This window comes from Duganella violaceipulchra (genome assembly GCF_019166075.1).
GTDB lineage: Bacteria > Pseudomonadota > Gammaproteobacteria > Burkholderiales > Burkholderiaceae_D > Rugamonas > Rugamonas violaceipulchra.
In genome coordinates, this window is record NZ_JAHTGR010000004.1 from 78,326 (window position 1) to 99,895 (window position 21,570).

Annotated in this window: 12 protein-coding genes and 1 riboswitch; of the genes, 2 read left to right on the forward strand and 10 right to left on the reverse strand. The window is 66.9% G+C overall.

The genetic code is table 11. The features are described 5' to 3' along the window. Positions 1 to 99: 99 nt before the first annotated feature. Positions 100 to 300: a heavy-metal-associated domain-containing protein gene (locus tag KVP70_RS08870; RefSeq protein WP_217941804.1), complete on the forward strand. Its 201-nt coding sequence runs from the start codon at positions 100 to 102 to the stop codon at positions 298 to 300. Here the strand turns inward: KVP70_RS08870 and KVP70_RS08875 are convergent, their stop codons facing one another. After that, positions 301 to 1,023: a glutathione S-transferase gene (locus KVP70_RS08875; protein ID WP_217941805.1), complete on the reverse strand. Its 723-nt coding sequence runs from the start codon at positions 1,021 to 1,023 to the stop codon at positions 301 to 303. It abuts the gene before it with no gap. Positions 1,024 to 1,120: 97 nt separating this feature from the next. Here KVP70_RS08875 and KVP70_RS08880 point away from each other — a divergent pair, with 97 nt between their 5' ends. Beyond that, positions 1,121 to 1,885 carry a sulfite exporter TauE/SafE family protein gene (locus tag KVP70_RS08880; protein ID WP_217941806.1) on the forward strand — a complete coding sequence of 255 codons (765 nt, stop codon included), beginning with the start codon at positions 1,121 to 1,123 and terminating at the stop codon, positions 1,883 to 1,885. On the opposite strand, the gene KVP70_RS08885 is transcribed toward KVP70_RS08880, so the two are convergent. The 9 genes from KVP70_RS08885 to KVP70_RS08925 all read right to left on the reverse strand — a co-directional run bounded on the left by KVP70_RS08885 (position 1,875) and on the right by KVP70_RS08925 (position 21,498). Next, positions 1,875 to 3,932 carry a TonB-dependent receptor gene (locus KVP70_RS08885; protein ID WP_217941808.1) on the reverse strand — a complete coding sequence of 686 codons (2,058 nt, stop codon included), beginning with the start codon at positions 3,930 to 3,932 and terminating at the stop codon, positions 1,875 to 1,877. The two genes, KVP70_RS08880 and KVP70_RS08885, sit on opposite strands and share 11 nt — an antisense overlap. After that, positions 3,929 to 8,005: a cobaltochelatase subunit CobN gene (locus KVP70_RS08890; RefSeq protein ID WP_217941809.1), complete on the reverse strand. Its 4,077-nt coding sequence runs from the start codon at positions 8,003 to 8,005 to the stop codon at positions 3,929 to 3,931. Before KVP70_RS08890 ends, KVP70_RS08885 begins: the two co-directional genes overlap by 4 nt. Beyond that, positions 7,992 to 8,327, reverse strand: a complete 336-nt coding sequence (locus KVP70_RS08895; RefSeq protein ID WP_116990142.1) for a DUF2149 domain-containing protein — start codon at positions 8,325 to 8,327, stop codon at positions 7,992 to 7,994. The genes KVP70_RS08890 and KVP70_RS08895 overlap by 14 nt, the downstream gene beginning before the upstream one ends. A 1-nt stretch (position 8,328) precedes the next feature. Next, on the reverse strand, positions 8,329 to 8,925 hold the full coding sequence (locus tag KVP70_RS08900; RefSeq protein ID WP_217941810.1) for a MotA/TolQ/ExbB proton channel family protein: 597 nt from the start codon (positions 8,923 to 8,925) through the stop codon (positions 8,329 to 8,331). Positions 8,926 to 9,103: 178 nt separating this feature from the next. Then, a riboswitch (cobalamin riboswitch) is annotated at positions 9,104 to 9,324 on the reverse strand. A gap of 1 nt (position 9,325) precedes the next feature. Beyond that, the gene (cueR, locus tag KVP70_RS08905; protein WP_217941811.1) at positions 9,326 to 9,712 is read right to left on the reverse strand and encodes a Cu(I)-responsive transcriptional regulator; all 387 of its coding nucleotides are present in this window, start codon (positions 9,710 to 9,712) and stop codon (positions 9,326 to 9,328) included. Beyond that, positions 9,709 to 11,949: a heavy metal translocating P-type ATPase gene (locus KVP70_RS08910; RefSeq protein ID WP_217941812.1), complete on the reverse strand. Its 2,241-nt coding sequence runs from the start codon at positions 11,947 to 11,949 to the stop codon at positions 9,709 to 9,711. Before KVP70_RS08910 ends, cueR begins: the two co-directional genes overlap by 4 nt. Positions 11,950 to 12,017: 68 nt before the next feature. Then, positions 12,018 to 12,872: a FecR family protein gene (locus KVP70_RS08915; RefSeq protein ID WP_217941813.1), complete on the reverse strand. Its 855-nt coding sequence runs from the start codon at positions 12,870 to 12,872 to the stop codon at positions 12,018 to 12,020. Positions 12,873 to 12,904: 32 nt separating this feature from the next. Further along, complete coding sequence (locus tag KVP70_RS08920; RefSeq protein WP_217941814.1) at positions 12,905 to 14,491, reverse strand: ShlB/FhaC/HecB family hemolysin secretion/activation protein; 1,587 nt, start codon at positions 14,489 to 14,491, stop codon at positions 12,905 to 12,907. A 176-nt stretch (positions 14,492 to 14,667) separates the two neighbouring features. After that, on the reverse strand, positions 14,668 to 21,498 hold the full coding sequence (locus tag KVP70_RS08925; RefSeq protein WP_217941817.1) for a two-partner secretion domain-containing protein: 6,831 nt from the start codon (positions 21,496 to 21,498) through the stop codon (positions 14,668 to 14,670). Positions 21,499 to 21,570 lie beyond the last annotated feature (72 nt).

Consider the following 21,570-nt stretch of genomic DNA (forward strand, 5'->3'; position numbering starts at 1 on the left):
TTCTTTAATCATAGGCCATTTAATCCCTAAAAATGCTTGACCTTCCCACGGCGGGAAGGGCTACAGTATGAACATCGAAACAGTTTGAGGAGTACGACGATGTATCAGCTGCAAGTGGAAAACATGAGCTGCGGCCATTGCGTGGGTGCGGTGACCAAGGCGGTGCAGGCGGTCGATGCGGCCGCAAAAGTGCAGATCGACCTGGCCAGCAAGACCGTCAGGATAGACAGCGCCAGCCTGCTGGCGCCGTTGAAATCAGCCATCGCCGATGCGGGCTATCCCGTCACCAGCGCGGCCTGATTATTTGTCCAGCTCCGGATAGCGGCGGAAGATACCGTCTTCATTGAACGCTATCCGCCGCTTGGACTTGAGATAAGCGGCGATGTTGGGCCGCAGCGCCACCTTGTCGCGCAAGGCGATCAGCGCCGGATACGACGGTTCCAGCCGCGCCATCGTCTTCGGGAACGCATAGCGCAAACCTTCGACCAGCTGGAACAGCGACAAGTCCACATACGTCAGCTTCGAGCCGACCGCATACCCTCCCCGTCCCGGATTGCGCGCCACCACGCCCTCGAAGTAATCGAGGAACTTCGGTATGCGCTCCTCGCGGAAGCCTTTGGCGCGCGCCTTCGCTTCCTTCTTCTGCTCTTCGTAGTATTTGCCGACCGCGATCGGATGATGGGTATCGTGCACCTCGTTGACCATGTCGGCGATGGTCAGTTGCAGCTGGTTGGCCCACAGCCGCCCCGCCTCCGCGCGCGGCGCCAGGCCGTGGCGGGGGCCGAGGTACATCAGGATGTTGGCCGTCTGCCCGATCAGCAGCTCGCCCGCGCGCAGCACCGGCGGCGCGAACGATGGATGGTCGACCTGCGCGCCATCGAGGCAGGACAGCAGCGCCGGCATGCCCTGCTTGTGCCGCGCCACGTCCACATACGGCGCCGCCGCTTCCTCCAGCGCCAGCCGCACGAATTCGCCGCGGCCCTGCAGGCCGTCCCAGTAATAGAGTTGGTAGGGTGTCGTCATGTCATGATAGTAGCATTAACAACATCCGGACTGCGCCAGGAACGATATTCAGTACACGGTTATAATCAATCGTTTACCCGAACACTTCCGAGCCCCCATGCCGCCAGTCCCGCCACTTGAAATCCACATCGTCCTGATGGTCGCCGCCGCCGGTCTCATGGCCGGTGTGCAAAATGCACTGGCCGGAGGCGGCTCGTTCATCACCTTCCCCGCGCTGCTGCTGGCCGGCCTGAATCCGCTGGCCGCCAACATGACGTCCACCATCGCGCTATTCCCCAGCCAGATCACCTCCGCCTACGCCGGCCGCAATCTGGCCGGCGATGTCGGACCGCTGACATTCAAACAGATGCTGATCATCAGCGCCATCGGCGGCATCTTCGGCGCCATCCTGTTATTGAATACGCCGCCGTCGTTCTTCGCGCGGCTGGTGCCGTGGCTGGTGCTGTTCGCCACCAGCGTGTTCGCGTGGGGCAGCTTCCGCAGAAAACCGCTGCACGCGGCCGGCAGCATGCCGCGCTGGACGCTGGTGCTGGTGCAAAGCTGCATCGCCGTCTACGGCGGCTACTTCGGCGGCGGCATCGGCTTCCTGATGCTGGCCGCGCTGACCATCGCCGGCCAGCAGGTGCGCACCGCCGCCGCCACCAAGAACGTGCTGGCGATGGCGATGAACGCCGCCGCCACGCTGATCTTCGCCACCTCCAGCTTGATCAGCTGGCCGGCCGCGTTGGCGTTGTGCGCGGGCGGCATCGCCGGCGGCTTGTGCGGCGGATGGCTGGTTCACCGCCTGCCGGAAAAGGTCATGCGCGGCTTCGTCGTCATCGTCGGCGCCGTGCTGACCATCTGGATGTTCGTCAGAACGTAGACTTCAATGTCAGCCGCAAGGTGCGCGGCTCCACCGGATGGTAGTGGATGTCGTTGACGCCTTCCGCCGGCTCGCCCTGCAAGCGCGAGGGATAGTAGTAGTCCACATCGCTGGCCTTGCGATCGAACAGATTGAAGGCATCGAGCGACACCGCCCAGCGCCGGTCGATCTTGTAGCCCACCCGCGCATACGCAATCGCCGTCGTCGCCGAACGCTGGCTGTTATCCTCGATCAGCGGACGCGGGCCGAAGTAACGCATCTGGAACGCGCCGGACCACGGGCCGATATCGGTGATGGTGGCGCCGAACGACGCCACCTTGCCGATCGCGCCCGGAATGTAATCGCCCACGTCGTCATGCTCAGTGTAGTGCGCGCGCGAGTAGGCCAGGTCCAGGTCGAACAACAGCCATGGCGTGGCGATGTAGTGGTTGTTCCACTCGATGCCCGAACGGTAGCTGCCACGGCTGGCCGCCGTATCGCCGGCGTCGCCGGAGAACACCAGCTCCGACGCCGAACGCAGCTTCCACAAGGCCATCGAGCTTTGCAGGCCCGGCACGACCTCGGTACGCATGCCCAGTTCCGCGCCACGCGTCTTGACCAGCGGCGTAACCGGGTCGACAGGTTCACGTTCCTTCGGCGTCAGGTGCACGGTGGTGCCACGCGCGTCGTTGCTGTGGAAGCCCTCGCCGTAGTTGATGAAGAACTCCGTCTTGGCCCAGGGCCCCAGCACTACAGACATCTTCGGCGACGTCATGCCCTCGCCTACCTTGCCGGTGTTCTCGGCGATATTGCTGTTCACATCGAAGCGGTAACGGTCGTAACGCACACCGGCCGTGGTGCGCAGCCACTCGCGCCACTGCACCGTGTTCTCGAAGTAGGCCGAGGCATTCGCTTCCTTGACCTTCGATTGCGTGATGGTGCCGGAGATCTGGCGCTTCACGGTGCTGTACAGCGCCAGCGGCGACAGGTAATCGTAACGCCCTTGCACGCCGACCTTGTTGTTCACTTCCAGCCCGCCCCACTTGCCGAACCAGGTCTGCGCCACGTCGAAGCCCGCCATGCGGCGCTTTTCGGTCTGGCGCGACTGGTCGCCGTTGACCGGATCATTGAGGAAGTAGGTGAAGTCGTTGTACAGGTCCAGGCTCGATTGCACCACGTAGGCGTTGGCCTGCAACAGCGTGTCGCTGCTGCGCCGGCGCAGCGTGGCGGACAGGCTGTAACGCGAGGTGATGCCGCCGTCGCTGGTGTCGATGGCGCCGTAGGGACCGATCTCGCCGCTCTGCACCACGCGCAGCGGAATCTGGTTGCTGGCATACCAGGCGCCCTTGTAGAACATGCCGGTGACGCTGAACTGGTTGTCGCTGCCGCCCGGGCTGTAGCGCAGCACGCCCAGGCTTTTGTGGAAGGCTTCCGGGCTGACCCACGGGCCGTTGTTGTGGCCCAGCTCCGCGCCGTAGACCAGGTTGCCCTCGCCCAGCGGCGTCGAACCGGTCAGATTGGCGCGGTAGTACTGATGCCCGCCCACCGTCACACTGGCGGTGTTTTCCTTCAGCTTGTTCGCCAGTCCCAGATGCGCCGCGCCGGCGGAGGCGAAGTCGCCTTCGTCAGCATAGTACGGGCCCTTTTTGTAGTTGATGCGGTCCACCAGTTCCGGCATCAGGAAATTCAGGTCGGTGTAGCCCTGGCCGTGCGCGTGGGTGCGCATATTGACCGGCATGCCGTCGATGAAGGTGGCGAAGTCGGTGCCGTGATCGAGGTTGAAGCCGCGCAGGAAGTACTGGTTGGCCTTGCCGTCGCCGCTGTGCTGCGTGACGATCACGCCGGGCACGAACTCCAGCAGCTCGCCGGGACGCAGCGCCGGACGGTTGGCGATCAGCGCCGCCGTCACCGAGCCCTGGCTGGCGGCGCTGGAGGTGCCGACGCCGTTGTCGTAGTGGCCGCGCACTTCCACCGCAGCCATGGTGGTCGCGGCGGCTGCGGCCTGCTCGTCGGCATGCGATGCAAGCGGCAGGCCCGCCACCAGCGCGATGATGGATTTGACAATCATAGGTACTCCTTCAATTTACTCAATTTATTCCGGCGGCCGACGTAGCCGACGCCGATCAGCGCGGCGGCCAGCGCCAGCAGCGCCAGCGTGCCGACGGTCTTCTGCACCGGCGTCAGGTTGGCCAGCGTTTGCATTTCGAAGCCATTGACCTTGGCGTCGGCAGTATCGGCTGCGGCCTTGGCTTTCGGCGCCGGCTCGGCCGGTTTGTTCTTCGCGTGCGCCGGCACGGGCGGTGGCAGCTCCTGCGCCTTGGCCTGCAATGCCTGCAAGTCCGCCACCGCGTTCTGCATGGCGACATCGGTCTGCTGCTGCGTGGCCGTCGGCGCCGGAGGCTGCGCGGATGGCGCGGCGCCACCGGCACGTGCGGCCGCTGCGGCACCGCGCGCGACCGCCGCGTTGGTGCCCACGTTGGGCACGAACTGGCCGCTGAACTGCGGCGCGATCTTCAGCGTCGCCTTGCTGCACGAATCGGCGCTGCACGACACGCCGGCATCCTTGATCGCCTGCGCATTCTGCTGCGTCAGTTTTTCGCGCACCGCGTCGCTCGGCTTCCAGTAACCGCGTTCGATCGCGCTCAGCATACGGTCGGTGATGGCCTGGAAGGCGCGCAGGTTGCCGCTGCCGGCGAAGCGCTCGCGCACCTTCAGGCCGTGGCGGTCTTCCACATAGGTGTCGTACATGCGCTGCCATTTGCCGCCGTCCACCACTTCCGGCACGGTGACCTGCCACGCCCACAGGTAATCGACCACGCGGTTGATGTAGCGCGCGCCGGAATAGCCTTCCTTCAGCATGCTGTCGGCCCAGTGCGGGTTCAGGTAGCGGGCCTGCATCTCCTGGCCCATGTACTGCTCCAGCGTCTTGTGGCCCGGCTTGCGCGGGTTGGACAGGTCGCTGACCATCACCTCCGGCGTCTTGCCGTCCACGCTGCGGATCGCCATCGCGGTGCCGCCCAGGTACTGGAAGAAGTCGTCGTTGTCCAGCGTCGCGAACAGGTTGCTGGAGCGGCTGTGCAACGCGATCTTGCTGCCGCTGATGGCCTGCCTGAACAACTCGCGGCGCTGGCCGGGATCGGCCTTGTCGTCGCCCCAGTAGCCGGCGCCGAACGGATGGCTCATGCGGTTGATGAAGACGTCCGCCACTTCCTTCTCGTTCTGCCAGGCGTTGGTCAGCGGGATCAGCTTCTCGATCTGGGTGCCGTAGGCGCCGCTCGGCAGGCCGAAGATGCGCACGGACGCCATGCGCTGCGCCTCTTCGGCGCCGATGCCGCTGGCCTGCAAGGCGGCCACGGTCTTGCGGCTGTGCGCCTGCATCACGTTGCCGTCTTCGCCGGGGGCGTTGTCGTCCTGCTTCTGCGCCAGTTGCGCCGCCTGGTCCATCAGCGTCAGCAGGTTGCCGAACAGGTCGCGGAACAGGCCGGACGAGATCAGCGTCACGTCCACCCGAGGGCGGCCCAGCTGCTTGCGCGTCAGCGCTTCCACGCCGGTCACGCGACCACGCTCGTCCCAGGTCGGACGCACACCCATCAGCGCCATCGCCTGCGCTTCCATGATGCCTTCGTGGCGCGAGGTTTCGACGCCCCACAGGTTCATGCTCAACTTGTCCGGCCAGGCGCCGTGGCGCTTGCGATAGTCTTCCGCCAGTTGCTGCGCCAGTTTGTAGCCGGCTTCGTAGGTGGTCTTGCTCGGGATGCGCGACGGATCGAGGCCGAAGAAGTTGCGTCCGGTCGGCAGCGCGTCCGGATTGCGTACCAGGTCGGCGCTGGCGCCGGTCGGAATGTAGCGGCCGGACAGCGCCTGCATCAGGCGCTCCAGTTCCAGCCCGGCGCTGCGTTCGATGTCGTTTTCCAGTTGCGCGATGCGTTTGGTTTTTTGCTCCGGAGTCGACGTGGTGTCGAGGCTGACCACGGCGCGCGCGGTGGCGTTGCGCAGCTCCGGCTTCGGCGCCACGCCGAAGGTGTGCAGGCCGAACGGCGTCAGCTTGCTGCCGGTGTCGTCCAGGTATTCCTCCAGGCCTTCCATGTCGGCTTCGGTTTTGAGCTCGGTCTTTTTCATGTCCTTCAACACGCCGCTCTTGGCCGCCAGGCGGTTGATCGCTGTCAGGTGGCTGCGCGCCAGCAGCGGGCTTTTTTGCTCGGCCACGCGGTAGTCGTTCAGCAGCGCGCCCAGTTCGCGCAGGTCGGGATTCAGGCCGGCCACGTCGAACGGTGGCGTCATGTGGTCGATGATGACGGCCATGCCGCGGCGCTTGGCCTGTATGCCCTCGCCCACGTCGTCCATCACATACGGATAGATGTTGGGCATGGCGCCGATCAGCGCCTCGGTCGGATCGCTTGCGGACAGGCCGGCCTCTTTACCGGTCAGCCATTCCTGCGTGCCGTGGGTGCCGATGTGCATGACGGCGTTGGCCTGGAAGCCTTTTTGCAGCCACAGGTAAAACGCGATGTATTCGTGCGACGGCGGCATGCTGACTTCATTGTGCAGCTTCTCCAGGTTCTGTTCCCAGGCGCGGCCGGGCTGCGGCGCCATCAGCACATTGCCGAAGCGGCGCGCCGGATAGACGAAGAACGGCTCGCCCTTGGCGTTGCGCCACAGGACGGGCGCGTTCTCCGGCTTGCCCCAGGATTTCTCGATCGACGCGCGCAGCGGCTGCGCCAGCGTGGCGAACCATTTCTGGTAATCGGCCAGCGGGACCAGCAGCGCCTGGCCGCTTTCAGCCAAGTGCGTCAGGCCCGCCATGTAGTCGCCCCTGGATTTGCCGGGGTAGTTGCCCCACTGCTGGATCTCGCCTTGCAGTTCTTGCTGCGACGGCGGCAGCGCAGTCCCGGTCTGGTAGCCGTCCTGCTTCAGGCGCTGGACGATCTGCCACAGGCTCTCCGGCAGCACGTTCAGGTAGGCCGCGCCGATGGTCTCGGAACCATGCGGATAGTTAAAGTACAGCATGGCGATGCGCTTGTCGCCGTTGGCCTTCTGGCGCAAGGCCATCCAGCTGTTGACGCGCTCATTCAAGCGCTCGATGCGCTCGGGGATCGGCGTCTCTTCGACGTAGGCCAGGCCGGTCTGCGCATCGCTGATGCGTTCGCGGCTGGCGACCACGGTCGGCTGGATCAGGCCCGCCACTTCGGCGCCGGCCAGCTGCCAGGTGCGTTCGATGATATCGAGGCCGATCTTCGATTCCTGCCACTGCGCCAGCGACTGCTGGCTCAGGGTGATGGCGTTGATCGCCGGGACGCCGATCTTGTCCAGCAGCGCGCCGGTGTTGGCGGTGCCGCCCACCTTCATGCCCAATGCGACAATCAGCTCGACGCGGCGCTTGCCGTTTTCGTCCAGCAGGAAGCGCAGCGGCACGTCGTACGGATAGCCGAACACCGGCAGCACGTTGTAGCCGCTCGCCTCCAGCCGCGCGACGATGGCCGCCAGCGGCAGCGTTTGTCCAGCCACCAGGCTGGCGCGGTAGAACGGCACGGCGATCCATGGCGCGCCGGGCTTGTAGCTGGCGTAGCCTTGCAGGTACTGCTCGTAGCTGCCGGAGGTGCGGTTGGCCGCCACGTCGTACAGGCCCACTTCCGGCATCGCATGCACCGGCGCGACGGACAGCCTGGAACCGAAGTGGTTGCGCAGGATGTAGCGCAGCAGGTTGCCCATGTTCTCCACGCCGCCTTCGCTGTGGTAGGACTGTATGGTCTTATCGTCGCGCACACCCTGCTCGCGCAAGCTGTCGTCGATGGCGCCGCCGACCGCGAACACCGGCCGTCGCGCCTTCTGCAAGGCCTGCAGTTCGGCGCCCAGGGCCACCATGGCCTGGCGGCCCTTGGTGTTGACGATCGCAACATCGGCGCTGGTCAGGGCCGCGCGGTCGGCCGGCGTCATGCCGTTGGCCGGAATGATGCGCACAGCGACGTTCAGCTCTTTCAACTCGGCCTGCAGGCCGCGCACCGCCAGCACCGCCGGGCGCGATTCGATATCGCCCAGCATCAGCGCCAAGGTGCGCGGCGCCTGCGCCGAGTGCACATAACCACCGATGCACAGGGACGCCAGCAACAGTAGCAGCGCCCACAATTTTTTATTCAGGTACATACACGACCTTCCCGTCCGGCAGTTGATACGCGGTGCCCAGGCGTTTGCCGGAGCCCGACAGCGGCTTGTCGCTCACTTTGCTCACCTTGATTTCGGCGCCCTTCTTGGTCAGCACCTCGACATGGCCGTCGGCGCTTTTCTTGGCGATGGTGACTTCGGAGTTCGGGTCCAGCAGGTCCATCATGTTCCAGGCCGAGAACAGCGCCAGCATCATGGCGACGATGAAGACGATGCTGGCGTCGAACAGGTTGGCGACGCCGGCCAGCGGGTCCTCGTTATGCTCGCCGATGCGGCTGTAGCGGTGGCGGTTCATATAGCGCATCTCAGGCTCCCGCGCGCACCAGGTGCGGCTTGTGGTCTTGCGCCGCGAGGTGGGATTCGGCCGCGTAGGCGATCTCGGTCAGGTCGCTGCGCAGCCAGTGCTCGCGCACCAGGCTCAGTACATAGGCGCTGACGCTGCAGGCCAGGCCGACCACGGTGGCGGTGAAGGCGGTGGTCATCGATTCGGCCATCTTCGGCAGGTTGCCCTGCGCCAGACCGGCCAGCGAGATGCCCATCGGGATCAGGGTGCCCATCAGCCCCAGCGCCGGGCCGACGCGCACCACGAAGCGCACGCCGTCCAGGCGGCGCACGCCATTGACGTCGGCGCGCTGCACCAACCGTTCGAGGCGGGCGTCCAGTCCAGGCTCGCCTTCCTGCGCGGTCAGTACGGCGGCCATTTCCTGTTTGGCGGTGGCGACCAGCACGCGCACGCCGCGGCGGCGCTCCAGCCATTCGGCGCCGAAGGTGCCGAAGCACACCAGCATATGCAGCACCAGCGCTGCGATCCCCAGCAGCACCGGCAGGTAGAGGATGGTGGAAATGGAATACAGCAGTGTCTCGATGGAGTGCACGGCCGCGTCGGCGGGCAGGTTAAACATGGGCGGGTCCTGTGGGCAGAGAAGAAAAATCGGGGCGCAGGCGTGCGCGAACGGCGCGTGCGCAGGGCACGGCCGCCAGTCGGCAAGGCCGTGGCGCACAAAATCGATGCATAGATGTAGATCGCAACAGATGCAAGCCGCTCACTTCCCCGTGAGCGGATTGAACAGAAATGCCTGGGCATTTCCACCTGTCCTGGCCGGTATCCGGGCTGGCAAGCGACACCGCCTGACCTTCCCATGCGACTGCACAGTGGTTTGAAGAGGCGGATTTGTCGTCAACGACGACGCTTGTTTACCGTTGCGGGGGCAGCACATGTTGGCTGGCGTGGCCAGCTCCATGTTTCCCGTTTAACTGCGCGTCTGGACAGACGCGCGGGCACCAAAACCGGGCGATTATACTTTAGTTGGCCAGCGATTGGAGAATGGGACAGTCGGGGCGATGGTCGCCGTGGCAGCAGTGGGCCAGCGTTTGCAGGGTGTCGCGCATTTCGGTCAGCTCGGCGATGCGCTGGTTCAGTTCCGCCACGTGGCCCATGGCGATGGTCTTGACGTCGGCGCTGGCGCGCTCCTTGTTCTGCCACAGCGACAGCAGCTCGCGGATCTGCTCCAGCGAAAAACCCAGCGAGCGTCCGCGCTTGACGAAGCGCAGCGCGTGCAGGTCGTTGTCGCCGTAGATGCGGTAGCCGGCCTCGCTGCGCTTGCCCGGCGGGATCAGGGCGATGCTTTCGTAGTAGCGGATCATCTTGGCCGTGACGCCGCTGGCCGCTGCCGCTTGTCCGATGTTCATGCTTGTCCTTTCTGATGGTCCGGCTTCCAGCGGCGCAGCAGCAAGGCGTTGCTGATCACGCTGACGGAGCTGAGCGCCATCGCGGCGCCGGCAACCATGGGGTTGAGCAGGCCGAAGGCGGCCAGCGGTATGCCGACCAGGTTGTAGATGAAGGCCCAGAACAGGTTCTGGCGTATCTTGCTGTAGCTGCGGCGCGAGATCGAAATCGCTGCCGCCACCAGCGCCGGATCGCCGCGCATCAGCGTGATGCCGGCGGCGTGCATGGCGACGTCGGTGCCACTCGACATGGCGATGCCGACATCGGCGGCGGCCAGCGCGGGGGCGTCGTTGATGCCGTCACCGACCATGGCGATGCAGGCGCCGACGGTCTTCAGGCCGGCCACCGTGGCCGCCTTGTCGGCGGGGAGCATGTTGGCGATGATGCGGCCTATGCCCAGTTCTTTGCCGACGGCGTCGGCGCTGCCCTGGTTGTCGCCGGTGAGCAGGATGGTCTGGATGTGCATCGCATGCAGCGCTTCGAGCGCGGCGCGGGCTTGCGGTTTGACGCGGTCGCCGAAGGCCAGCAGGCCCAGTAGCTGCGCGGGCTGCGGCGCGTTGGAAGCGGCCAGCCAGGATATCGTCAAGCCTTGCCGCTCCAGTTCCGTGGCGCGGACGCTCAGCACATCGAGCGCCACGCCCTCCTCCTGCATCAGCCGCGTGCTGCCCAGTATCAGGCGCGCGCCGTCGACCATGGCCGCCACGCCGCGGCCGGGCAAGGCGGTGACGCCGGTGGCGGTCGGCGCGTCGACGACGCCGGCGCTGGTGGCCAGACGCGCGGCGGCGGCATCGGTGACGGCGCGGGCCAATGCGTGCTCGCTGCCGCGCTGGATGGCGGCGGCCAGTTGCAGCAGCCGTGCTTCATCGACGCCCACCGGCTCCAGCGCCGCCAGCGACGGCTTGCCCTCGGTGAGCGTGCCGGTCTTGTCGAACGCCACGGTGGTGATGCGGTGCGCCAGCTCCAGCGCCTCCGCATCCTTGATCAGTATTCCGTAGCGCGCCGCCACGCCGGTGCCGGCCATGATCGCGGCCGGCGTCGCCAAACCCAGCGCGCAGGGACAGGCGATCACCATCACCGCCACCGCGTTGATGATGGCCCGCTCGGCGTCGCCGCTCGCCAACCACCAGCCGGCGAAGGTCAGCACCGCCAGCACCAGCACCACCGGCACGAACACCGCGCTGACGCGGTCCACCAGATGCTGCACCGGCGCCTTGGCCGCCTGCGCATCCTCCACCAGGCGGATGATGCGCGCCAGCGTGCTCTCGGCGCCCACCGCCGTCACCCGCACCAGCAGCAGACCTTCGCCATTGATGGCGCCGCCCGTCACATGGTCGCCGGCGTGGCGCGCCACGGGCAGGCTCTCACCGGTGATGAGCGCCTCGTCGACATGGCTGGCGCCTTCGACCACCACGCCGTCGGCCGCCACCCGCTCGCCCGGCCGCACCACCACCAGCTCGCCCGGACCTACTTCGGCGATCGGCACTTCGACATCCTGCGTGCCGCGCCGCACCCGCGCCGAATCGGGCCGCAGCACCTGCAAGGCGCGGATGGCGGACGTGGTCTGGCGCTTGGCGCGCGCCTCCAGCCATTTGCCCAGCAAGATCAAGGTGATCACCACGGCCGACGCTTCAAAATACAAATGCGGCATGGCGGAGGTCGATGTCAGCAGCTGATAGACGCTCAGGCCATACGCGGCGCTGGTGCCCAGCGCCACCAGCAGGTCCATATTGCCGCTGCGGGCGCGCAGCGCCAGCCAGCCGGCGCGATAGAATCGGGCGCCGAGCCAGAACTGCACCGGCGTCGCCAGCAGCAGCTGCAGGCGGCCGTCCAGCATCCAGTGCACGCCGGCCAGTTCCAGCAGCATCGGCAACAGCAGCGGCAGCGACAGCAAGGCCGCCAGCAGCACCGCGCGGCCGCCGCCCGGATGGGCCAGCGTAGGCGCCGGCGCCGCAGGCGCGGGAGCAGACGGCGGGCGTTCCGGCGTGGCGTGGTAGCCGGCCTGGTCGACCGCCTGCGCCAGCAGCGCGAAATCGAGCGGCTGCGACGACTCCACCCGCGCCGATTCGGTGGCCAGGTTGACGCTGACCTTGTCCACCCCCGGCACGGCGGCCAGCACGCGTTCGACGCGGCCCACGCACGAGGCGCAGGTCATGCCCTCGATGTTGATCGACTGTGCTACGGCAACAACGGCAGTGGACATGGCAAACCCTTTGGACGACTCGATGACAACAGCATCAAGTATCCCACGATGGGAAGGTCAAGTCCTTTTCAACGCACTTCGCAATCGATGGTGTTCGACTTGTTCGTGCCGGCGCCGCTGCCCGAAGGACCGGTACTCTGGTTGAACGCCGGCGGCGGCGTGAACGGGATGCCAGGATTGACCGGCAGCAGGACCGGCGGCTGGCGGAAGTTAGGCGTATAGCCGAACTGGCCGGGGCTGAAATTGGACGTGCCGGCGGGATTGGTCACATGGATCAAGCCGTCGAGCACCTGCACGTACAGGCCCGGTGCGCGCGCGCCGGTCGGCGACGGCAGCGTCAACTGCGCCAGCATCAGCGGCCGCACCGGCGCGGCCAGCTGGTCCAGCGCGGCGGTGCTCGCCAGGTTGTAGGCCAGGCGCGAGGCCAGCGCCTCCTCGCTCGGCTCGACGATGTCGGCGATGAAGGTGGTGCCGCGGATGCCGATGGTGGCGCTCGGCGTCTTCATGGCGAATTTTTCCTTGTTGCGCTTGCCCAGCAGGCCGGTGACCGAGCGCAGCCCCCCCTTGACCAGGTTGAACGAGGCGCTGTCGGCGTCGGGCTTGCCGGCGTCGTAGCTGAAGTCCTCGACCTTGAAGGTGGTGCCCGGCTTGAGCGTGATCTCGCTGTTGTCGATGAATTTCACCATGGCGTAGGTGTTCTTCTCGGTCACCAGCGTGTCGCCGCTTTCGACTTCGGAACGCATCGACAGGATGCGCACCACGCCGCCGGCCTTCTTGGCCAGCAGCGGCCCGCTGAGCTGCACGATGGTGCCCGCCACTTGCGCGGCCCAGCCCGCGCCGGCCGCGCCGCACAGCGCCAGCAACAGCAAACCCCGGAACAAGGCCCGGACGAGGTGGGAGTTATTTGGCTGTGGCATTTTCATTTCCAGTACATTTCAGGGTGAACCGCACGCGGTCAGTACGCCAGTCCCAGACGCAGGTGCAGGCGGCTGGCGTTGTCGCGGCCGGTCACGCCGGCGCGGACCGCGTGGCCGAAATCGAGTTGCAGGTTGACATAGGTGGACAGCACGAAACGCGCGCCGACGCCGGTGCTGGCGATGGTGGTGCTGGTGAGTTCCTCGGGCAGCGCGTGGTTGCGCTTGGCATAAGCGGTGTCGTAAAACGCCAGCAGGCGGCAATTCCAGCCGGCGTGGGTGCACAGATTGGGCGTGTAGGCTTCCAGGTTGACGCCGAGGCCGGAGTCGTTGGAAATCTCGCGTTCGATGAAGCCGCGCACCGAGGTGGCGCCACCGGCGCCGAACTGTTCGCCGGGGATCAGCGCATCGCTGCTGTACTGGCCGTTGAGGATGGCGCGCAGCTGCCAGTCCCTGGGCAGCGCGCGGGTCACGCTGCCGGCCACGCGCAGCATGGTGTAGTCGGCCTTGGCGCCGGCGCGGGCCAGCGTGAACGCGGCCTGGTCGCCCTTGGAACCGCCGGCGATATTGCGCAGCAAGGTCAGCTGGCCGCTCACTTCGCCCTGCTTGATCGGCAGCGTGGCCTGGTAGGCGATGCTGAGCGGATGCACGGTCACATCGTTGCCCAGCTCCTGGCCCTGCAACTGCACGCTGTTCTTGAAGGCCTTGTAGTCGACGCCGTAGCTCAGCTTCGATTCCAGTTCGCCGCGCTTGGCCAGGCTCTGGTTGTAGCGCGCGCCGTACACCGCGCCCTTGCCGCTGACGGCCAGGTTGACCGCGCCGGCCGACACGGTGCCTGAATCGACGTTGGAATAGCTGGCGAAGAAGTCCAGCGAGTCGCCCAGCGCGTACAGCGGGATGTGGTAGCCGGCGCCATACACCTTGACGCGGCCCGGTTCCTCGGCCGAGGTGGTGTACTGCAGCGATGCCAGGTGATCGCGGTTGAACAGGTTGGCGTTTTGCAGGATGAAGCCGACATGGGTCTTGCCGGTCTGCTGGGTGCCGGTGTTGTCGACGTTGGCCATGGCCTTCCAGACGGGCTGGTCCTTGACCTCCAGCACGGCGTCGACCTCGTCGTCCTTTTCACCGCTTTGCAGCTTGAGGGTGACTTCCTTGGCGGGACTCTCGTTGCCCTGCTTCAGGTTGGCCGAGACCGCCTTCAGGTCCGGCGTTCTGCCCTCCTGCAAGGCAGGCAGGCTGCGGCGGATATTGTTCGCGTCGACGTACAGATTGTTCTTGACGCTGATGCGGCCGATACGCGTTTCCACCACCCGCAGCTGCACCACGCCGCGGTTCAGCTCCTGCTCCGGCAGCTCGATCGTCACGACATTGTAGCCGCGCTCGTGGTAGACCGCTTCCAGCGCTTCGAGCGCTCGTTGCACGTCGCCGAAATCGCGCTCCTTGCCGACGAACTTGGCCAGCAGCGCATCGACCTGCGCCGGCGGCAACAGGGTGTTGCCCTTGACCTCGAAACGGCTGATCTCGAAACGGATGACGGCATTGTCGTCCGTCGGCTGGGCCGCCCAGGCCGATGTCACGGCGGCGGCGAGTAGGGAACCTGCTAATAGGCGCGTTAAGCTATATCTCATGGGTTCGCTCGTAATATGGGTTGCGTGACATTTGCCACGCCCTTCCGATGCTAGCATAGCCCTTATATACAATGCCTATTTGAAAGATTGAAATTGATAGGGGCGCCGCCGAGTGTTGGATTTCAGCTCATAAACGGGACCGCCGCAGCGACGGCCCCGGGCTGCCCGGCACGGCGTCAGTTGCAATACATCTTCTTGGTCGGCTCGTTTTTACTGGCGAGCACGTCGACCTTGCCGGCGGACTTGTCCTTCTCGTCGGGCACCTTGTCGTCCGGTTTGGTCGAGCCACCGCTGCTGCCGGTCCCGCTGGCAGCGGTGCTGCTGTCCGACGGCGGCGTGACGGTTGGCGCCTTGACGACGCCGCCCTGGGCCTGGGTGACGGTATTGATGATGTTGACCGTCGAGTTCAACGCCTGGGCCACCGGCGTCGACGTCTGGCTGGCGGCGGCCGCAGCGGCATCGGCGGCGGCCTTGGCGGCGGCGTCGGCGGCGGCTTGGCCGGCGGCGGCGGCGTCAGCGGCAGCCTTGGCGGCGGCATTGGCAGCAGCCTTGGCGGCGGCGTCGGCGGCGGCCTTGGCGGCGGCATCGGCGGCAGCCTTGGAGGCGGCATCGGCGGCAGCCTTGGCGGCGGCGTCGGCGGCAGCCTGGGCTGCAGCGGACGCGGCGGCATCGGCGGCAGCCTTGGCGGCGGCGTCGGCCGCGGCCTGTGCGGCGGCGGCGGCGGCGTCGTTGGCAGCCTTGGCGGCGGCGTCAGCGGCGGCCTGGGCGGCGGCGGCGTCGGCGGCAGCCTTGGCGGCGGCGTCGGCAGCAGCCTTGGCGGCGGCGTCGGCGGCGGCCTGGATGGCGGCATCGGCCGCAGCCTTGGCGGCGGCGTCGGCGGCGGCCTTGGCGGCGGCGTCGGCGGCGGCCTTGGCGGCGGCGTCGGCGGCGGTCTTGGCGGCGGCGTCGGCGGCGGCCTTGGCGGCGGCGTCGGCGGCGGCCTTGGCGGCGGCGTCGGCGGCGGCCTTGGCGGCGGCGTCGGCGGCGGCCTTGGCCGCGGCGTCGGCCACGGCCTTGGCGGCGGCGTCGGCGGCGGCCTTGGCCGCGGCGTCGGCCACGGCCTTGGCGGCGGCGTCGGCGGCGGCCTTGGCGTCGGCGATGGCCTTGGCGGCGGCTTCGGCGGCGGCCGCGGCCGCGCTGCCGGAGTCGATGTTGGGCACCGTATTGCTGCCCAGGTGGACCGAAGAGGTGTTCACCGAGCCGTATGGGGCGGCCAGCACCAGCTGCGCGCCGTTGCTGTTGATGTTGGTGGTGCTGCCGACCGAGATGCTGCCGTTGGTGGCGACCGCCGAGATGCTGCCGCTCGCCGAGCTCACGCTCAACGTGCCGCCCAGCACGATGTTGTTGGTCGCCACCATGTTGATCGAGTGGTCCGCATCCAGCACCGCGGTCCCGGCCAAGGTGATATCGGTGCTGGCCGACAGCGCGATGTCGGTGCCAAACACGCTGTCGCTGATGGTGATCGGGCTGTGCGCGGTGATCGACACTCCGCCGGTGTAGGCGTGCACGGTGCCGCCGGTATGGATGCCGCCGTGATTGTCGATGACGATGTTGCCGTTGTGGGTGGTCAGTGCGCCCAGCGCCAGCTCGCCGCTGTTGACGGTGTTGTTGAGCAGGATGTTGCCTTGGCTATTGGAGGCGGTGAAGGCGCCCACATGGTTGCCACTGTTGGTCAGCGTGATGCCGGTGGTGGCGTTGACATGCAGGTCGTTGGTGGTCAGCGGACCGGTCTGGGTAATCGACCCGCCGCTCTCGCCCGCGTACAGCGTGAGCGTGATGCCGTTTTGCGCCCGTATATTGCCGACCGAGATGCCGCCGTAGCCGTAGCTGTAGACGCTGAGCGAGCCGCTCATGTTGATGCTACCGTTGGTCTGCGCCAGGTTGTAGGCGTTCAGCGTGGCGGCGCTGTTGGTGCCGCTCAGCACGCCGCTGGCCAAGGTCAGGTTGGAGACCGATGCGGCGCCGTTCAGCACCACGCTGCCGCCGTTGAGGTTGAGCGTGGAGCTGCTCAGGCTGCCGGTGCTGCCGACCGTCAGCGTGCCGCCGGTCAGCGCCAGGGTGGAAACGGTCGAGGCGCCGTTCAGCGCCAGGCTGCCGCTCAGGCTGAGCGCGGCGCTGCTCACGGTGGCGGCACCGCCGACGGTCAGCGCGCCGCCGCTGAGCGCCAGCTGGCTGCCGCTGCCGACGCTGAGCTGGTTCAGCGCGGTGCTGCCGTTGGTGCCGGCGGTGGCGTCGTAGATGATGGTGCCGGCGCCGCTGCCGATGTTGGCGGCCAGTACGTTGGCGCCTTCCGGCGCGATGCCTCCCACCCAGTTGCCGGCGGCGCTCCACAGGTTGCTGGCGCTGCCGCTCCAGGTCGCCGATGGCAGCGCGCTGATCGTGCCATGGACGCCGGTGCTGGTGTTGAGCGTGTAATTGCTGGCCTTGGAGCCGCCCAGGCCGAGCGTGCCGCCGCTGACGGTGACGGCCTTGTTGACGCCGACGTGCTTGTCAGCATAGTTGAGGCTGGCGCTTTCGCCGAGGAGCAGCGAGACCGTGTCAAGCGGGCCTTCGGGCATGCCCAGCACGCCGGTGAGCGTGGCGCCCTCCAAGATGGCGCCGGTGAGGTTGTTGTACTGGCGGCTGGCCAGGGTCACCGTCAGCGGGGCCGGGGTGATGTTGGCGCTCAGCCCGCTCAGCCCGGTCGGCGTCCCGGTCAGCACGTAATTGCCGGCCGCGGCGCCGCCCAGCGTGAAGCCGGTGAACGTCACAGTCTTGTTGTTGCCGACGTCGCGGTCGGCAAAGCTGCCGGTGCCAACCAGGGTGACCGCGTCACTGTTGACCATGCCGCTCAGCGTAGCGCCAGCGACGTTCAGGGTCGCCAGCGTACCGTACTGGCTGGTGGCCGGGTTCAGGTCCATGTTGTACACGCGGCTGTTGGCCGTCACACTGCCGCCAAGGTTCAGCTCGCGCTGCGAGATGGTCAACGTCGTCGACGGGTCATAATTGACGTCGTACTTGGTCGAATACAAGCCGTTGAGCTTGTGGACGCCGGCGTTGACCCCGTTGTCGTAGGCCAGCGTACCGTACAGGCCGGCGGGCTGGTCAAACGCCTGGGTATAGGCGTACGTGACGCCGTCATACACCTTGCTGGTGCCGCCGCCGGTGACGGTGATCGGTGTCAGGAAGCCCCTCAGCAGCGGGGTCGTGTGGCCATCGTAGTTGCGCCACACCGACGAGCTGCCATCGAAATCGAGGTTGGTGAAGCTGGCCTGCTGCTTCATCTGCGTCGCGTTCAGGCCGAGCGCGCCGGTGCTGTCGCTGGACGCGCCGGTGGTCAGGAAGTAGCCGCCCGCCACCGTGCCACCGCCGGCGTTGGCGCCGACCAGCGCGTCGATCACGTCGGTGGTGTTGGACTTGACGGCGCCGCTGCTGTAGGCGCCGTTGACCGAGCCATACATGCCGTTGGCGCCCAGCAGGCCGCCGGTGCTGCCGGTGCTGTCGGACGACTTGCCGGTCACATTGCCCAGCACGTAGGCGTTGCTGATGGCGCCGTTGGAATAGCCCGCCAGGCCGCCGACATAGGCCCCGTCGCCGGTCACGTTCGATTCGACCGCCACGCCGGTGACGATGCCGCTCATGCCGATGGTGCCCACCAGCGCGCCGGTGTAGCCCTGGCCGATCACCGTGGCGCCGCTCAGTTTGACGTGCTTGAGCGTGCCCGAGCCCAGCACCGAGAACAGGCCGGTGTGGTTGCCGGCGTTGTTAATGTAGAGCCCGCTGATGGTCTTGTAGCCGCCGTCGAAGGTGCCGACGTAGGCGTAATCGAGGCCGCCGATCGGCTTGAAGCCGGCGTAGGTGCTGCCGCTGGCGTGATTCCAGTACGCCGTCTGGCTGGCGTCGATATCGTTGTCGAGCACGAAGGAAGAGGCGGTGGACAAGGTCCCTATACCTTGCAGGCCATACACATCGACCAGGTGGAAAGGCGTGCCGCTGCCGCCGTCGCCGGTGCCGGCGGCGCGCAGGAAGCTGCCGCCGGAGAGACGGAAATCGGTGGCGCTGAAGTTCGGCAGCGTGCCGAGCTGCGACCAGGTGCCGGCCTGCAGGTTGAAGATGCCGTTGACGGTCACGCTGTCGGTGGCGGTGATGCTGCTGCTGCTGCCGGCGCTGAGCGTCAGGCCGCCGGTGCTGACGGCCGCCTGCAGCGCGATGTTGCCGGTGGACGTCAGGCTCAGGCTGTTGGTGCGGGTCAGCGGCGCGCTGACGACGATGTTGCCGGCCGCGTTGCCGCTGTAGCTGTAGATGCTCAGCGAGCTGCCGCTGACGCCGGCCAGGGCGGCGCTGCTCAGCACCAGTGTGTTGTCCGGATCGTTGGTGGCGCCGATGTCGATGACGTTGCTCGTTCCCAGGCTGACCGAATCGCTGCTGAGCGTGCCGTTGGCCAGGTTCATCTTGCCGGCGAACAGGTTGATGCCGGAACTGGAGGTGATGCTGCCTTCATTGGTGATGTGGTAGGCGCCGGTGGGGCGCGTGACCAGGGTGATCGCACCGCTGGCGTTGATGCCCGCGCCGGAATTGACGGCGATGTTGCCGCCCTGGCTGAAGAAGGTCAGCGAGCCCGCGTTCTGCCCGCCCGTCAGGTCCAGGTTGCCGACCACGGCCAGGTTGCCGGTGCCGGTGCCATTGGAATTGCCCTCGACCTGGTCGCCGATGCTCAGCCAGCCGTTGGCAGGCAGGTGCACGCCGGCCAGCTCGGCCTGGGTCAGGCCCAGCACGCCGGTGCCGTCGGCGGCGCCGACGCCGATCTCGATGTTGGTCGCGTCGGATTTCGGGGTCAGCCGCACGCCGTGCTGGGTGGCGGTGGTCATGGTGCCGCCCAGCGTCATATTGTCGGACTGCAGGACGATGTCGCCGGCCGTCGACGACAGCGCCGCGTCGTTGCCGAGCGAAATCAGGCCGTTGGCCTTGGTCGAGCTCAGCGTCGTATTGCCCGCGCTGGTCATCGCGCCGTTCACCGCGATGTTATCGGCCTGCACCGTGATGCCGGCGCTGGAGGAGAGCGTGGCGCCGCTGTTGATGGTCACCTGGCCATTCGTTTTGTCCGAGCTGAGCGCGATGTTGCCGGCGCTGGTGAGGTTGCCGCTCACCACCAGGTCGCCGTTGTAGGCGGCCGCCGTCAGCGTGCCGGCGGCGCTGCTGGCGCCGAGATTGACATTGGCTCCCGTCAGCGTCACATTGCCGCCGGTCGCCTGCAGCGATGCGGCGCCGCCGATGGCGTTGCTGGTGTTGTCGAGCGTGATGTCGGTGGCCGCCAGCGCCGTGAGGTTGTGCAGCGTGAGCGCGGCGATCGGTTCGGTGACCTGGGCGATGTTACGGCCCGACGTCAGCACCAGGTTGCTGGTGACCCCGTTGGTGGGGTCGTTGTAGCCGGTGACGGGAGCCTTCAGGTAGATGTCGCGGTCGGCAGTCAGCGACAGGGTCCTGCTCAGTCCTGGGGTTGTGGGAAACAGGATCTCGCTCAGGACAGTGATATCGCCGCCGCTGCTGTTGCCGTTCGGGTTACCCGTGCTGACCGTCACGTTGTTGGCCAACAGCGCCGTATGCAAGGTGTCGGTCAGCAGCAGCGAATCCTGTACGGTGCCGGATTCCAGGAAGGTCCCGCCGCCGGCGATCAGATTGGCGTTGCCTATCGAACTAGGCACGCCGGACACGCTGGTGCTGTCGGCGATATACACATCGCTAGGATCAAGCAGCAGCTTGCCGGTCAGCCCCTTGGGCGCGCGGGTGTCGACCTGGCCCTGCATATCGAGGTAATGGCCGGACGTTTCAACGAAACCGCCGTTGCCGCCGGCCGCGCCGCCGCGCGCGGAGATGCCGCCGAACACCTGGGTGGCCTGGTCGCTCCAGACGATCACCTTGCCGCCGTCGCCGTTGCCAGTGGCGTCGGCCTTGATCACGCTGTCCTTGCCCACATACGCCTGGCGGGCGTTCTGCACCGCCGGATTCTTGCCCTGGTAGTCGCCGCCGACCAGCACCGTGCCGCCGCCGGCCGCGCCGCTGGCGTCGACCACGGCGTTGCCGGTCAGGCCCACCAGCGGACCGAGCACTTGAATATCGCCGCCGGTGTTGAGGTTGCTGCCGGTGGCGCTGGTGCTGCTGCCCGCCTCCAGCAGCGTGGTGCCACTCGATTTCAGGATGATCTGGCCGTTGGCGCCGCGCACCGCGCTGTTGGCGTTGATGCCGCCGCGCTGGCTCACCAGCGCGCCATACACGCCGACCCGCCCGCCCTGCGCCACGATCTGCCCCAGGTTCAGTGCCTGGTCAAGCGGCGCCGACACCACCACCTGCACATTCGGATCCCTGGAATCGAACAGCTGCACGCTGTGGCCGGCCGCCAGCACCACGTCGCCGTTGGGCGCCGAGATCACGCCGCTGTTTTCCACCGCCGGCGCGACCAGGAAGATCTGGCCGCCGGACGGCGTGGTGATGGTGCCGGCGTTGCTGACCTTGCCCGCGGCGGCGTCGCCGCTGAAGTTGTTCTTGCCGGCCAGGAAGTCGGCGTTCGAGATCGCCAGGCTGGACGCCACCAGGCCGTTGACATCGACTCGCGAGCCGGCGCCGAAGATCACCCCGTTCGGGTTGATCAGGAATACCTTGCCGTTCGATTGCAGTGAACCGAGGATCTGGGTCGGGCTCTGGCCGGTGATGCGGTTGAGCACCTTGCTGTCCGCGCTCTGCTGGATGAAGCGGGTGATCTCGTCCGACGCCACCGAAAAACTCTGCCAGTTGATGATGGTGTTGGGCGTGTTGGTGATCGAATAGGTCTTGCCCTGGAGGTTGAAGCTGGCCTGCCCCGCCACCACGGTCGGACTGACCGGCGCGGCCTGGGCGCCGGTGTAACAGGCGGCCACCAGCACGGCGATCAGTTTGCGGCGCAGCGGCGCGGTGTGTGCGCGGCGTTGTGGGGAGCGGCTGGTCTCGGCTTTCATAACGGCATCCTCTATCCGGTGTGGATCTGGGCCCGCGCGCCCGGTGCGCCGCGAGTCGGTGATTCAGAATTG

Coding starts and splice junctions, on each gene's coding strand:
- KVP70_RS08870 (WP_217941804.1), top strand. CDS start 100: ATGTATCAGCTGCAAGTGGAAAACATGAGCTGCGGCCATTGCGTGGGT.
- KVP70_RS08875 (WP_217941805.1), bottom strand. CDS start 1,023: ATGACGACACCCTACCAACTCTATTACTGGGACGGCCTGCAGGGCCGC.
- KVP70_RS08880 (WP_217941806.1), top strand. CDS start 1,121: ATGCCGCCAGTCCCGCCACTTGAAATCCACATCGTCCTGATGGTCGCC.
- KVP70_RS08885 (WP_217941808.1), bottom strand. CDS start 3,932: ATGATTGTCAAATCCATCATCGCGCTGGTGGCGGGCCTGCCGCTTGCA.
- KVP70_RS08890 (WP_217941809.1), bottom strand. CDS start 8,005: ATGTACCTGAATAAAAAATTGTGGGCGCTGCTACTGTTGCTGGCGTCC.
- KVP70_RS08895 (WP_116990142.1), bottom strand. CDS start 8,327: ATGCGCTATATGAACCGCCACCGCTACAGCCGCATCGGCGAGCATAAC.
- KVP70_RS08900 (WP_217941810.1), bottom strand. CDS start 8,925: ATGTTTAACCTGCCCGCCGACGCGGCCGTGCACTCCATCGAGACACTG.
- cueR (WP_217941811.1), bottom strand. CDS start 9,712: ATGAACATCGGACAAGCGGCAGCGGCCAGCGGCGTCACGGCCAAGATG.
- KVP70_RS08910 (WP_217941812.1), bottom strand. CDS start 11,949: ATGTCCACTGCCGTTGTTGCCGTAGCACAGTCGATCAACATCGAGGGC.
- KVP70_RS08915 (WP_217941813.1), bottom strand. CDS start 12,872: ATGAAAATGCCACAGCCAAATAACTCCCACCTCGTCCGGGCCTTGTTC.
- KVP70_RS08920 (WP_217941814.1), bottom strand. CDS start 14,491: ATGAGATATAGCTTAACGCGCCTATTAGCAGGTTCCCTACTCGCCGCC.
- KVP70_RS08925 (WP_217941817.1), bottom strand. CDS start 21,498: ATGAAAGCCGAGACCAGCCGCTCCCCACAACGCCGCGCACACACCGCG.